The organism is Paenibacillus tianjinensis (genome assembly GCF_017086365.1).
Lineage (GTDB): Bacteria > Bacillota > Bacilli > Paenibacillales > Paenibacillaceae > Paenibacillus_AQ > Paenibacillus_AQ tianjinensis.
Window position 1 is genome coordinate 3,640,825 of sequence record NZ_CP070969.1, and the last position, 13,217, is coordinate 3,654,041.

General features: G+C 51.5%; 14 protein-coding genes. 1 reads left to right on the forward strand and 13 read right to left on the reverse strand.

The annotated features are described in order from the left end of the window. Position 1 precedes the first annotated feature (1 nt). The 4 genes from dapG to dpsA (JRJ22_RS16435) all read right to left on the reverse strand — a co-directional run bounded on the left by dapG (position 2) and on the right by dpsA (JRJ22_RS16435) (position 3,870). Entirely contained in the window at positions 2-1,222 is a 1,221-nt protein-coding gene (gene dapG, locus JRJ22_RS16420) for an aspartate kinase (RefSeq protein ID WP_206100553.1), read from the reverse strand. A 134-nt stretch (positions 1,223-1,356) separates the two neighbouring features. Then, on the reverse strand, positions 1,357-2,250 hold the full coding sequence (dpsA, locus tag JRJ22_RS16425) for a dipicolinate synthase subunit DpsA (protein ID WP_206100554.1): 894 nt from the start codon (positions 2,248-2,250) through the stop codon (positions 1,357-1,359). A gap of 127 nt (positions 2,251-2,377) precedes the next feature. Beyond that, on the reverse strand, positions 2,378-2,974 hold the full coding sequence (locus JRJ22_RS16430) for a dipicolinate synthase subunit B (protein ID WP_054941035.1): 597 nt from the start codon (positions 2,972-2,974) through the stop codon (positions 2,378-2,380). Continuing rightward, complete coding sequence (dpsA, locus tag JRJ22_RS16435) at positions 2,974-3,870, reverse strand: dipicolinate synthase subunit DpsA (protein WP_206100555.1); 897 nt, start codon at positions 3,868-3,870, stop codon at positions 2,974-2,976. The genes JRJ22_RS16430 and dpsA (JRJ22_RS16435) overlap by 1 nt, the downstream gene beginning before the upstream one ends. Between dpsA (JRJ22_RS16435) and JRJ22_RS29465 the strand changes: the two genes are divergently transcribed. Beyond that, positions 3,857-3,979, forward strand: a complete 123-nt coding sequence (locus JRJ22_RS29465; RefSeq protein ID WP_269751852.1) for a hypothetical protein — start codon at positions 3,857-3,859, stop codon at positions 3,977-3,979. The genes dpsA (JRJ22_RS16435) and JRJ22_RS29465 overlap by 14 nt on opposite strands. 148 nt (positions 3,980-4,127) lie before the next feature. On the opposite strand, the gene dut is transcribed toward JRJ22_RS29465, so the two are convergent. The 9 genes from dut to rbfA form a co-directional block, all read right to left on the reverse strand. After that, complete coding sequence (gene dut, locus JRJ22_RS16440; protein WP_206100556.1) at positions 4,128-4,574, reverse strand: dUTP diphosphatase; 447 nt, start codon at positions 4,572-4,574, stop codon at positions 4,128-4,130. Continuing rightward, on the reverse strand, positions 4,552-5,817 hold the full coding sequence (locus tag JRJ22_RS16445; RefSeq protein WP_206100557.1) for a M16 family metallopeptidase: 1,266 nt from the start codon (positions 5,815-5,817) through the stop codon (positions 4,552-4,554). Before JRJ22_RS16445 ends, dut begins: the two co-directional genes overlap by 23 nt. 81 nt (positions 5,818-5,898) lie before the next feature. Further along, positions 5,899-6,885, reverse strand: a complete 987-nt coding sequence (locus JRJ22_RS16450) for a polysaccharide deacetylase family protein (protein WP_206100558.1) — start codon at positions 6,883-6,885, stop codon at positions 5,899-5,901. A gap of 252 nt (positions 6,886-7,137) precedes the next feature. Beyond that, the gene (gene pnp, locus JRJ22_RS16455) at positions 7,138-9,240 is read right to left on the reverse strand and encodes a polyribonucleotide nucleotidyltransferase (RefSeq protein ID WP_206100559.1); all 2,103 of its coding nucleotides are present in this window, start codon (positions 9,238-9,240) and stop codon (positions 7,138-7,140) included. Positions 9,241-9,539: 299 nt separating this feature from the next. After that, positions 9,540-9,809, reverse strand: coding sequence for a 30S ribosomal protein S15 (gene rpsO, locus JRJ22_RS16460; protein WP_019910460.1), 270 nt, complete (start codon positions 9,807-9,809; stop codon positions 9,540-9,542). A gap of 149 nt (positions 9,810-9,958) precedes the next feature. Then, complete coding sequence (locus tag JRJ22_RS16465) at positions 9,959-10,906, reverse strand: bifunctional riboflavin kinase/FAD synthetase (protein WP_206100560.1); 948 nt, start codon at positions 10,904-10,906, stop codon at positions 9,959-9,961. A gap of 39 nt (positions 10,907-10,945) precedes the next feature. Further along, entirely contained in the window at positions 10,946-11,860 is a 915-nt protein-coding gene (gene truB / locus JRJ22_RS16470) for a tRNA pseudouridine(55) synthase TruB (protein WP_206100561.1), read from the reverse strand. After that, on the reverse strand, positions 11,857-12,834 hold the full coding sequence (locus JRJ22_RS16475) for a DHH family phosphoesterase (RefSeq protein WP_206100562.1): 978 nt from the start codon (positions 12,832-12,834) through the stop codon (positions 11,857-11,859). The genes truB and JRJ22_RS16475 overlap by 4 nt, the downstream gene beginning before the upstream one ends. A gap of 21 nt (positions 12,835-12,855) precedes the next feature. Beyond that, the gene (gene rbfA, locus JRJ22_RS16480) at positions 12,856-13,206 is read right to left on the reverse strand and encodes a 30S ribosome-binding factor RbfA (RefSeq protein ID WP_054941043.1); all 351 of its coding nucleotides are present in this window, start codon (positions 13,204-13,206) and stop codon (positions 12,856-12,858) included. Between the last annotated feature and the right edge of the window lie 11 nt (positions 13,207-13,217).

Genomic DNA, 13,217 nt, shown 5'->3' on the forward strand with positions numbered 1-13,217 from the left:
GTCAGCGGTGCAATTCAAATTTGGCATGCAGCGCACGCAGCGACTGCACCATATCTTCTTTCTTCACAAGAACCCAAATAGTGGTATTCGAATCTGCCGACTGCAGAATCTGGATATTTTGCGAGCTCAGTGCTTCAACGATCCGGGCCATGATTCCAGGCACACCGTTAATACCGCCGCCGATGACCGATACTTTGGCGCAGCCGGACAGGCTTTTGGGCCGGAGTCCAAGCTCCTGGAGCGCAGCGATCGCCTGCTCTGATTTGTCGTCATTCACAGTATAAAGTGCTTCCGACGGTGTTACATTGATAAAATCTACACTGATGCCGCTGTCGGCCATACTCTTGAATATCTGCAGCTGCACTCCCGTGCCGTTCCCGTCAGGACACTCCACGGATATTTGCGTAATATTGCTTACATACGCGATACCCGTCACAAAACGGTCTACAATGCCGTGGGAAACGTCACTGAACCCTTCAGGATGGGTGACCAATGTTCCTTCTGCTTCAGAGAACGTAGAACGCACACGCACCGGAATTTGGGCCTGCATAGCAATCTCCACGGCACGCGGATGAATGACCTTAGCCCCCTGGTATGCCATATTACAGATTTCTGTATAACTAACATAGGTCAGCGGCTTCGCATCTTCCACAATCCGCGGATCAGCAGTAAGAATTCCATCCACATCGGTATATATATCGACCATATCCGCACGAAGTGCAGCTCCCAGCGCCGTGGCTGAGGTATCGCTGCCGCCTCTTCCCAGAGTTGTGAAATCCCCGGCTTCGGTCTGACCCTGAAACCCGGTTACTATTACTACTTTATGCTCACGCAGTTCCCGTAGAATCCGTTCTGTACGCACATCCAGAATTCTTGCATTGCCGTAGCTGCTGTCAGTCAAAAAGCCCGCCTGAGCCCCTGTCAGCACGGTGGAACGGATGCCTTCCTGCTCCAGCAATCCGCATAGCGTAGTTGCAGAGATGATCTCTCCGCAGCACATCAAAAGGTCCTTCTCGCGGTCCGGCAGCGAATTGCCGTTCTGCACGGCCCAGTCCAGCAAGGTGTCCGTAGCATAGGGCTCGCCTTTGCGCCCCATGGCTGACACTACAACAACAAGGCTGAATCCGCTGGCAAGTTCCCGTTTGACATGGCGGATAACATGCTCTCTGGCCATCGGAGTGGAAAGTGAGGTACCGCCGAATTTTTGCACTAAAATACCCATTATATAATTCCTCCATTACTTCTCTAAGCAAGCACACTGATGATGCGCAGAAGAACTGTCGAAATCCAAAGAAACGGCTCTTATTACGCCAGGTCTATACTTTGATACACAGAATAAACTGCCATCCTTACTATTTACAGCCGGTTATGCAAAGCCTCGTCCGATATTGACTGTACCAGAGCACTCCCTATAATCATTCCCGCTGTTCTCGGAGCAACAATACCCGGAAGTCCCAGTGCAGGAATGGCCTTGATCCCATGCTGCTCCGCATACCGGAAATCACATCCCCCGGGGGCAGAGGCCAAATCAATAATGACGCAATGTTTGGGGATTCTCGATAGCACCTCAGCTGTAAGGATCATGCTCGGTATGGTATTAAAGATGAGATCGGCTTCCTTCACCTGCTCCATCAGTGAATCAGTTATAAAGGGCTTCCAGCCCATCTCCTCTGCGCGCGCGTAATGCTCCAGCTTCCTGACACCCATCTTGACACGGGCACCCAGACCTTGCAGCGATCTGGCCATCGTAAACCCGATTCTGCCCATTCCAAGCACCACCGAGCACGAACCATGAATGGTAAAATCGGTATTCTGAATGGCCACAACCAGCGCGCCTTCTGCAGTCGGAATAGAATTGTAGATAGCCACATCATCCCGGCTCATCAACTCAACCAGTCTAAGCGAATGGCTGGCGCACAGGCTTCGCAAATAGTTTTTGGCTATACCAGTATACACCGTACAGCCTGTTGGCAGCGCTGCAAAATGTTCCTCCAGCAGCCGCATGGGTCCGGAAGAATACGCCGCGGCCAGGTTTCCCTCTTCGTCACAGCCCGCCGCCGGCAGCACGAGTACATCCGCGCAGCCCAGCAGTTCCGAAGAGAGCGGCTCCAGCTTCACATCTGGAATAGGGGTTTCCCACTTTTCAAACCCGGCTGCATAGACGGTAGCATCCATTTCGACACATTTGCGGATCACTTCCAGCTGTCTTGCGTCCCCGCCCAGGAACACGGTCCTGATGCCAGTCAGCATAGGGATGACGCTCCTCTCAAATTACAATTCCAATTCCGGGATTGCTGAAAAAAGTGTTGAACCGCCCTCAGAATGAGGACGGCAGATTTGAAGCCTATGATCAGGTCTGCTCCGGCAGACTTTCATGCTATGCTGAATGAAACCGTTCGATAATCATCGGCTGCAGCTGTTTGCCCTGCAGGGCCGCGTAGCAGGCCTCGGGAATGAGTTCCATGCGCGCTACAAGCGAATTAGGCTTGCCTTCAGGGTTATCCTGGCCGAACGGTACAAAATAAATATGTTTGGCTACCAGTAGCTTCGCAATATTCGCTGCGTTCAGGCCTAGACCATCATTAGTGGAGATCGCCAGCACAAGCGGACGGCCATTACGCATCTGCGATTTGGCTGCCATCAGTACAGGGCTGTCAGTCATCGCGTTTGCCAGTTTGCTCGTTGTATTCCCTGTGCAAGGAGCAATGGTGAGCACATCGAGCAGCTTGGATGGTCCCAGCGGTTCCGCTTCAACAATTGTAGAAATGATATCATTCCCCGTTATATCTTTCAACTGTTTTAGCCAATTTTCCGATGTGCCGAAGCGTGTGTCCGTGTTCAGCACAGATGCCGAAACAATCGGCACCACATTGGCCCCTCCGTCCATAAACCGTTGAATCTGCGGCATCACCTCAGCAAACGTGCAATGTGAGCCAGTGATGGCATAACCTACTGTTTTTCCATGCCAATCCATTATTGGTCCCCCTTGTTTAAAGTCTCCTCCGAGATCGACTGTACCAGCGCACTTCCCATAATCATCCCGGCACTTTTCGGGGCTACAATCCCTGGCAATCCGGGTGCAAGCATAGCCTTGATTCCCCGCTTCTCCGCATAACGGAAATCACAGCCGCCCGGAGCTGAGGCCAAATCGATAATGACGCAATGCCTAGGTATTCTGGAGAGCACCTGCGCCGTGATAATCATGCTCGGTATAGTATTAAAGATCAGGTCGGTATCTGTCACCTGCTGCAGCAGCTCACCGGTCATAAAGGGCTTCCAGCCCATCTCTTCCGCACGGGCATAGTGGTCCTGCTTCCGGACACCCACTTTTACAGTAGAGCCTAATCCCTGCAATGCCCTTGCCATCGTAAAACCGGTCCGGCCCATGCCCAGCACCATCGAGACGGAACCGTGGATCGTAAAATCGGTATTCTGAATGGCCATGACAAGTGCGCCTTCCGCTGTCGGAATGGAATTATAAATCGCTACATCATCCCTGTTCAGCAGCTCTACGAGCTTCAAGGAATACTTAGCGCACAGACTGCGCAAATAACTTTTGGCCATACCGGTATATACGGTTGCGCCTTGCGGGAGTGCTGCAGCATGCTCATCCAGCAGCTGCAGGCGTCCGGTGGAGAACAACGCGTTGATATTCCCTTCCTCGTCACATCCTACCGTAGGCAGCACCAGTACATCCGCACTGCCGAGCAGCTCCGGCGACAGTTGTGCCAGGTTCACCCCCGGGCTAGGGGCTTCCCATTTTTCGAACCCGGCGGCGCTTACCGTCGCATCCATTTCCACGCATTTTCGAATCACTTCAAGCTGTCTCGCGTCCCCGCCCAGGAACACGATCCTGATGCCAGTAAGCATAGGGATGACGCTCCTTTCCACATACACTATCGACTATAGAGCATCTTATGCCGGGGCCGCCGGATGGGTGATGAGCGGAGAAGAATTCCTGGGCGAATATCTCGGGTAACGTGCGGGAGGGCAAACCCTTGAAGCGGCGGAGTGCCGGGGCAGATGTATATGAAAAAACCACCGTCCGAAAATAAAAAAAGCTTGCGGATTGCGCCCGGCAAGGGGCGGATTATCCGCAAGCTTTTAGTATAGAAATTTAGAATACTTTACTTCCCTGTATGACCAAAGCCGCCGGCACCGCGTTCGGTTTCAGACAGCTCTTCAACTTCGACCAGTGTCACAGCGGGAACAGCCTGGAAGACCATCTGGGCAATCCGCTCATTGCGGGCAATCGCAAAGGGCTCCTGACCCAGGTTAATCAGCAGCACCTTGATTTCACCGCGGTAATCAGCATCAATGGTGCCTGGTGTGTTCAGGCAGGTAATGCCATGCTTAAAGGCCAGGCCGCTGCGCGGGCGGATTTGCGCCTCCAGCCCGTCCGGCATCGCCAGGGCGATTCCTGTAGGGATCAGCGCACGCTCACCCGGAGCAAGCACCACCTGCTCGGCTACAGAGGCATACAAATCGTATCCGGAGGCCTGCTCCGACATTTTGCGCGGCAGCAGCACATCCTCATTTCCCGGAAGCTTGTTAATTTGAACGTAATAAGACAAGATCATCTCTCCTAACATTGGCAATCGCTTTATCTGTGGAGCCGACCATCGCCAGTGCGAGAGGTTCAGCAAACATTTGGTCCAGCAGCTGGTTCACATCATCCATCGTTACACGCCCGATTTTATCAATCATGTCATCCAGTGTATCATGTCTTCCCAGCATCAGCTCGTTTTTACCGATCCGGTTCATCCGGCTGCTGGTACTCTCCAGGCTTAGGATCAGACTGCCTTTGAGCTGCTCCTTGCCTTTTCTCAGCTCATCTTCACTGATGCCCTTTACAGCAAGCTCATGCATCATTTCCTTAATCAGCACCGTAACCTCTTTGGTCTGCTTCGGCGCTGTCCCCGCATATACGGTGAACAGGCCGCTGTCCACCTGGGAGCTATGATAAGAATACACGGAGTAGGCCAGTCCGCGCTTCTCCCGGATCTCCTGGAACAGGCGTGAGCTCATGCCACCGCCAATAGCGTTGTTTAAGAGCACCATCGGATATTGCAGCGGTCCGCCGCTCTGAACACCTGGCAGGGAAATGCAGATGTGGTTCTGCTCCGTTTTTTTACGGTGGAACAGCAGCTCGCCATGGAATTCAGGTGCTGTCAGCGCAGCAGCCTCACCGTGATTGTCAAAAGAACCAAAATGGCGCTCCAATAGTCCGGTAAGATTATCATCAATGTTGCCCGCTACGCTGATCACCGTATTTTCAATAGTATACTGAGCCTTCATATAGGCACGCAGATCATCAGGGGTCATTGCCAGCAGGCGTTCCTTAAGGCCAAGAATCGAATAAGCCAGCGGGTGTTCCCCGTAAGCGGCTGCGCACATCAGGTCATGGACCAGATCATCCGGCGTATCCTCGCACATGGAGATCTCCTCGAGGATAACATTCTTCTCCTTCGCCAATTCTTCGGCGTCCATGCGTGAACGGAAGAACATATCGGAGAGCACATCCACTGCAATCGGGAGATGCTCATCGAGCACTTTTGCGTAATAGCATGTATATTCCTTCGAGGTGAATGCATTGACGTTGCCGCCAATCGCATCAAACTGCTCGGCAATATCCTTGGCGCTGAAGCGGTCAGTGCCCTTAAACAGCATATGTTCAATAAAATGAGAAATCCCGTTATTCAAGGGGTTCTCATTGCGGGAGCCCGTTTTGACCCAGATTCCAAAGGAGACGGATCGGCCGGTGGGAATTTTCTCTGTCACCACTCGCAGGCCGTTTGATAATACGATTTTTTCCAATTCTAAGTCCTCCTGGCACAGCCTTGTTTCTGTCCTGTAGATTTATTAAGCGCGACTCTAATCCTACCAGAAATTAACGACTCACTCAACTTCGGTGGGCATCAGCCGCTCCGCCGACAACGTCTGGCTGACTGTTCCAAGCTGCAGATCTTTTGCTCTGATCGCCCGTATCATGCCCTTCAGTGCCTTGGAGGAAGATGCCGTCGGATGCATCAGTATCAGCGTTCCTGGCTCAGTCTTGGCACTTATCTTAGCAATTACAGATTCCGGGGAAGGATTCCTCCAATCGACTGTATCCAGCGTCCACAGCACTGTTTTCAGCCCCAAGGATGCAGCTATGTCCACCGTTTCCTGATCAAAATCGCCTGAAGGGGGAGCGAACCACTGATTCGTCACTCCCAGGCTCTCCTTGAGGAGGATTTGAGTCTTCTGGATTTCCGCAGTCGCCCGCGCCCGGCTTAATGTACTCATATTCGGATGAGTGTACGCATGATTCTCCATTTCATGACCACGCTTCAGCATCTCTGCAGCCAGTTCTTTATTTTTACTGAGCCAGCTTCCATCGAGAAAAAAGGTCACCTTCACCTTCTCCTCATCCAGAATGTCCAGCATCGGTTCAATATACTGATTGCCCCAGGCCACATTAATCATCAGCGAGACCATGGGTTTGGCCGGATTGCCCCGGTAGATCGGATACGCCCCGAGATCATTTAAGGAGACCTTAGGCCGGATTTGGCGGTAAACCAGCTTAAGGCCGTCACCAGGACCTGTCAGCAGTGCATTTCGATACGTTGCTTCTTCATCTACCTCGAGCCCGTTATAACCCGGAATGGCCTTCCAAATACGGTCTACAGTGGCATCTACAGGGGCTGCATTCAACTTGGCTGCCTCGCTCTGAACCAGTAAACGCAGCTCCTCATTTTGTTCCTTGGGATGATTAGCCATTACTGCCAGTCCATCCTCAGGCTTAAGCTGGGCCAGCATTTCCTTCACGGGTCTGTATGTACTGCCAATACCGATTACAACAGCAATACAGGCCAGTACAAGTGCCGCTTTGTCCGTCTTCATGACGATTTTCCTCCCCGCGCACAGTTCGTACAGGACTCTTTGTCCCAGACTATGAATGACAGGAGTAAAATATGCTTCTTACCCGGCTTAAGCACGCCAAAAAGAAACGGAATTACCGCCCTGACCGGGAAGAAAATCCGTTTCTGCAAATAATCTGAGAATATAACCTATTTAAAAAAAGAGCCAGACGCAATTGCTTCTGTCTCTTCTTAAAAATATCCACAAAGCCTGCTGCAAAAAGCAATGCGTAACTTACGCTTTCGCTCCGGCTTCCGAAGTCAATACCGCTTTGCGCGACAAGTTGACGCGGCCCTGCTGGTCAATTTCGGTTACTTTTACAGTAATCGTATCGCCGATGGCCACAACATCTTCTACTTTCGCTACGCGCTCTGTGGACAGCTGGGAGATGTGTACCAGCCCGTCTTTGCCGGGAATCAGTTCAACGAAAGCACCGAACTTCTCGATGCGGCGAACCGTACCTACATAGATTTCACCAACTTGGACTTCCTTCACAATGCCTTCGATGATGCCACGGGCTTTTTGGATCATGGCTTCGTCGGAAGAGCCGATAAATACGCGTCCATCCTGCTCGATGTCGATCTTTACGCCGGTTTCCTCAATGATCTTGTTGATGATCTTACCGCCGGCACCAATAACATCACGGATTTTGTCCGGATTGATGTTGATAATAATGATCTTAGGCGCATATTGGGACAGGCTAGGTCTTGGCTCAGAGATAGCTTCCATCATTTTGCCGAGGATGAACAAACGTCCTTCTCTGGCTTGCTCCAACGCTTCCTTCAGAATCTTGCGGTCAATCCCGGCAATCTTGATATCCATCTGAATTGCGGTTACACCTTCTGCAGTTCCCGCTACCTTAAAGTCCATATCACCCAGATGATCTTCCATACCCTGGATGTCTGTCAGAATGGAGACATGCTCTCCGTCTTTGATCAGACCCATAGCTACGCCGGCTACAGGTGCCTTGATAGGTACCCCTGCATCCATCATTGCCAGGATACTGGCGCAGATACTTGCCTGGGAAGTCGAACCGTTAGATTCAATCGCTTCCGAGACCAGACGGATCGTGTACGGGAATTCAGTTTCACTAGGAATAACTTTGGAAAGAGCGCGTTCACCCAGTGCCCCGTGGCCGATTTCGCGGCGTCCCGGTGCTCTAAGCGGGCGGGCTTCCCCTACGCTGAACGGCGGAAAGTTGTAATGATGCATGAAACGTTTGGTTTCAGTCGGATCGATACCGTCCAGAATTTGCACATCACCAAGCGCACCAAGTGTACAAACGCTGAGAATTTGTGTTTGCCCGCGGGTAAATAGTCCGGAGCCGTGCGTACGCGGCAGGAGTGCGGTATCACATTCAATCGGACGGATTTCATCCAGCTTACGGCCATCCGGACGCACCTTGTCATGCGTAATCAGGCGGCGCACTTCATCCTTAACGATGTCATGCAGTACTTCCTTCACGTCTTTCAGAAGCTCTGGTGTCTCTATGTATTTCTCAACGAAATACTCCACCGTTTCACTGTTGATCAGATCGATAGCATCCTGGCGTGCATGCTTCTCGGCAATCTTGACAGCTTCTACCAGACGACTCTGCGCATAAGCACGAACCTCTGTGTTCACGTCAGCATTTACCGCGTGCAGCTTTACAGCCATTTTTTCTTTACCGGCAACGGCTACCAGCTCTTCAATCACTGCTACGATCTTGCGGATTTCTTCGTGTCCGAACATGATTGCTTCCAGCATCACGTCCTCCGGCACTTCGTTCGCTTCCGCTTCAACCATCATGATGGCATCTTTCGTTCCGGCAACCACGACATAAATGTCGCTGGCTTCCTGCTGGGCAACGTCCGGATTGATGACGAATTCGCCGTTGACTCGTCCAACCGCCACTCCGCCGATCGGCCCGTCAAACGGCACATCGGAGATGCTCAGGGCAGCAGACGTACCAATCATAGCCGCGATATCCGGGGCACAATCCTGGTCCACACTCATGACCATGTTCAGTACCTGAACATCGTTACGGAAGCCTTCCGGAAACAATGGACGAATTGGACGGTCGGTCAGGCGGCTGGACAGAATTGCTTTCTCACTCGGTCTGCCTTCCCGCTTGATAAATCCGCCAGGGATTTTACCTACTGCATATAATCTTTCTTCATAGTTAACCGTAAGCGGGAAAAAATCCAGATCTTTAGGTTCACTGGAAGCTGTAACCGTACACAATACTGCAGTATCTCCGTAGCGTACCATAACAGCGGCATTTGCCTGTTTGGCAAGGCGGCCGGTCTCCAGCACCAGGCGTCTTCCGCCAAGCTGCATTTCTACACGTTGTTCCATAAAACCCCTCCTTGAATAGTAGTAAGCCCGCTATCGAACCGCAGGCTGTAGCGTAGCTCTTCATGAACCGAAAGCCTGCCCGAGGTTATCAGATCACGGTCCGGTTCTGTATGTTCTACAAGCAAAAACGGCTTGTCCTCTCAAAAGAGGTGAAATAGCCGTTTGTGCGAATCATATCCATTTGCCTCTGTAAAAGTTTTCCCTAAATTTTCAAAAAGCAACCCGGCTGTCCCGCTGTCGATCGTAAGAAGGACATACGGTATACAACCAGGCTGCTTTAAGGTTACTCTTATGGGAAATTAACGACGCAATCCCAGTTTCTCGATCAGGGCGCTGTAACGTCTGATGTCTTTGTTCTTCAAATACGCCAGCAGTTTACGACGTTGTCCAACCATCTTGAGCAGTCCGCGACGGGAATGATGATCTTTCTTGTGCGTACGCAAGTGGTCAGTCAAATTAACGATGTTCTCCGTAAGGATAGCAACTTGCACCTCAGGGGATCCGGTATCGGATTCATGAGTTTTGTGCTCGTCGATCAATTGGTGTTTACGTTCTTGAGTCAATGCCATCCTGTTCACCTCCTTCATTATAATCGCCAGTAGCCTCGTCGCCGTCGGTGAGAACGTGCAACCAAGCTAAGGTTATGATGCTGTCATTCCAGCAACGTTAATCAGTATAGCATCTTCGAAGACAAAAGTAAACGCATGTCCAAAGAAGATTATGAAGGATATCCCAGCAGCGCTTTGGCTGTCTCAGCATCCTTGGAGATTTGCGAGATCAGGGCATCAATGGACTCGAATTTCCGTTCAGGACGGATAAAGCCCTCAAGTTCTACTTTAAGCTCCTGTCCATAGATATCTGCGGCAAAATCAAACAGGTGCACTTCAAAACTCGGTGCCACCATCCCATCATGGAATGTGGGCTTAACCCCAACGTTCATTACCCCATACAAAACTTCTTCCTTAAAGAAGACCTTCACTGCATAGACTCCCTTGGCCGGGATGACATACCGGTCTTCCAGTTGAAGATTGGCGGTGGGGAACCCGATGGTGCGCCCGCGCTTCTCACCATGTCCGACGATTCCGCGCAGATGATAACAGCGTCCAAACCAGCTATTCGCAAGGGCCAGATCACCGCTTTGCAAGCTCTTACGGATTCCGGAGCTGCTTACCTTCTCTCCATCAAGAAGGAACGGAGGAACCGTCTCCACACTCATTGCCCCAAGCCCCAGCTCACGGAGCATGTCCGAATCGCCTTCGCCCAGGTAACCGAAGCGGAAATCAAACCCGACTACTGCAGTTATAATCTGCAGGGGCAGCAGCATAATGGAGACAAAATCCTGCGGGCTGACCCGGGAAAGCTGCTCATTAAAATCAATTATATACAAAATATCGACACCCATACCAGACAGAAGCTCCTGCTTATCCTTCGGCGGGGTCAAATATCCATCATAGTCGCCTTTGCCCATGACATCCTTGGGATGAGGATGAAAGGTCATCACTGCAGCCGGTACACCTTGTCTCCGGGCCAGAGCTACAGCGGATGTAATGACGCTGGCATGTCCGCGGTGCAGTCCGTCAAACTGGCCCAGTGCAGCTACTTGGGGCTGTGCCCACTCGGCTGCTGTCTCCGGCGGCATTGGATAGCTTAAGGTTACGGTTCTCACGCTGTTTCTCACCTACAATTCACAAATGAAATAAATAAATTAACCTTGTGCGAAGACTTTAACAGGTGCAATAGCCCCCGTATCTTCCAGCTTGTAAATACCCAGGAATTCTCCCTGAAGATCGTAAAGCCGGAAGTCACCGCCCTGCTTCACTTCGGGTGCCACATACCGGATCGAAAGACGTTGACCCTGCATGGCAGCCTTCTTCTTCTCATCGATCACGGAGTGCCGCGGCAAATGGGATATGGCCTCGTCTGCCGCAATCAAATGCTGCTCAAGTGTGCCTGCTTCCTTATGTTCAGCAATCTGCTCGAGGGTCAGGCAATGGCTGGCAGAAATCCCGGCAGACATCGTACGCGTAAGCTCGACCATTACACCGGGAAGTCCAAGCGCACGGCCAATATCCACACATAGTGTACGGATATAAGTGCCCTTCGAACACAATACACGGAAAGTAATATCAGGATGATTGCCGTTCCAGACCATATCCGTCATTTCAATTTCATAGATCTCCACTTCACGGCTTTTGCGTTCGACTGTTTTGCCTTCTCGGGCCAGCTCATAAAGACGCTTACCGTCAACCTTGACCGCCGAATACATTGGTGGAACCTGGGAGATCACTCCTTTGAACGAGTTCAGCACCTCAAGCACTTCGGCTTCGGTAACATGAACTTCATCCACCGTCTCCGTAATCGTACCAGTCATATCTTCTGTATCACTGGATAAGCCGAGTCTGAGGGTCGCAACATATTCCTTGGGCAGCTCCTGGATATATTCCACCACCCGGGTAGCCCGTCCAAGACAAAGCGGAAGCACTCCGGTCACCTGAGGATCAAGTGTACCCGTATGACCAATCCGTTTCATACCGAGAATTCTCCGGGCTTTGGCTACAACGTCATGTGAAGTGTATCCTGCAGGCTTATAGACCGCCAAAACACCTGTGAGTTCACTCATAAATGACGTCTGACCTCCTCAAGCACCAGCGGAATAGCCTGTTCCAGTGTTGCCTCAAGACGGGCACCAGCAGCACGGGTATGACCCCCGCCACCGAATACTTGCGCAAGTGCTGCGACATCAACTTTGCCGGCTGAGCGTAAGCTTACTTTCACAGCATGCTCATTGATCACCTTGAAAAGAAGACCAACCTCAACCCCGCGGATATTGCGGGGATAATTCACTATACCTTCCAAATCTTCATTGGCTGCGCCACAGTCAAGCATATCCTGCGGCGTTACATGCACCCAGGCAATGTCACCTTCGGGGGACAGCTGTAGTGTATTCAATGCACGGTTCAGCACTTTCACCTGAGGCAGGGTCATTTCCTCCAGCAGGTTCTCCGCCAGTTCCGGACCGTTAACGCCCATTGCCAGCAGTTCAGAGACCGCCGCCATCACTTTGGGTGAGGTATTGGAATAGCGGAATCCGCCGGTATCCGTCAGCAGTCCCGTATAAAGCGCCGTGGCAATATCGAGGCTCCATTCCACCTGAAACGTCTTCAGCAGGTCGAACAAAATTTCCGCAGTCGCAGCAGCATCCGGCTTAATGAGCGTCACGAAACCATAACCGTTATTGGTAGGATGATGGTCAATATTCACGATGAGCGCATCACTGGCAAAATATCGCTGGGTTAGCCCCACACGCTGAAAATCAGCACAATCGACGCAAATTACATTGCTGTATTGGCGCTGCAGCTCACGTTCCGCCAAATTGATAATTTCACCGGCATGCCATAAGTATTCCATCCGCTGCGGAATTGGACCTTCATTCAGCATAGTATATTTTTTGCCCAGACATGAGAGAAGCCAGCCCACCGCGAGGGTGGAGCTGACTGCATCTCCGTCCGGCTGAACATGCGACACTACAAGATAATCGTCGTGTTCCAGCAGAAACTTACGGGTCTGCTGGAGACTTTGTTCATAGCTCTGCATTCGCCGTCTCCTTTATGTTTCCTAGCTTTCTTCGTGCTTGATCTCGCCCAGCAGCTTCTCAATATGACTTCCGTATGCAACGGATTCATCAATTTTGAAGATCAGCTCAGGCGTATGACGCAGGCGGATCGCCTTGCCAAGCTCAGAACGGAGAAAGCCGTTGGCTTTCTCAATCGCTTTGAGTGACCCTGACTGCTGCTCCGCATCCCCGAACACGCTCAGGTATACTTTGGCCTGAGATAGATCGTTCGTTACGTCTACCCCGGTTACGGTAACGAAACCAATGCGCGGGTCTTTCAATCCGCTCTGGATGAGCTGGCTCAGCTCTTTCTTGATCTGCTCGCCAACCCGTCCGGCTCTGATTTTAGACATCTGTATTCACC

Coding starts and splice junctions, on each gene's coding strand:
- pnp (WP_206100559.1), bottom strand. CDS start 9,240: ATGGAACAACGTGTAGAAATGCAGCTTGGCGGAAGACGCCTGGTGCTG.
- JRJ22_RS29465 (WP_269751852.1), top strand. CDS start 3,857: ATGCCAGTAAGCATAGGGATGACGCTCCTTTCCACATACACTATCGAC.
- rpsO (WP_019910460.1), bottom strand. CDS start 9,809: ATGGCATTGACTCAAGAACGTAAACACCAATTGATCGACGAGCACAAA.
- truB (WP_206100561.1), bottom strand. CDS start 11,860: ATGAGTGAACTCACAGGTGTTTTGGCGGTCTATAAGCCTGCAGGATAC.
- JRJ22_RS16430 (WP_054941035.1), bottom strand. CDS start 2,974: ATGGATTGGCATGGAAAAACAGTAGGTTATGCCATCACTGGCTCACAT.
- JRJ22_RS16450 (WP_206100558.1), bottom strand. CDS start 6,885: ATGAAGACGGACAAAGCGGCACTTGTACTGGCCTGTATTGCTGTTGTA.
- JRJ22_RS16475 (WP_206100562.1), bottom strand. CDS start 12,834: ATGCAGAGCTATGAACAAAGTCTCCAGCAGACCCGTAAGTTTCTGCTG.
- dapG (WP_206100553.1), bottom strand. CDS start 1,222: ATGGGTATTTTAGTGCAAAAATTCGGCGGTACCTCACTTTCCACTCCG.
- rbfA (WP_054941043.1), bottom strand. CDS start 13,206: ATGTCTAAAATCAGAGCCGGACGGGTTGGCGAGCAGATCAAGAAAGAG.
- dpsA (WP_206100554.1), bottom strand. CDS start 2,250: ATGCTGACTGGCATCAGGACCGTGTTCCTGGGCGGGGACGCAAGACAG.
- dpsA (WP_206100555.1), bottom strand. CDS start 3,870: ATGCTTACTGGCATCAGGATCGTGTTCCTGGGCGGGGACGCGAGACAG.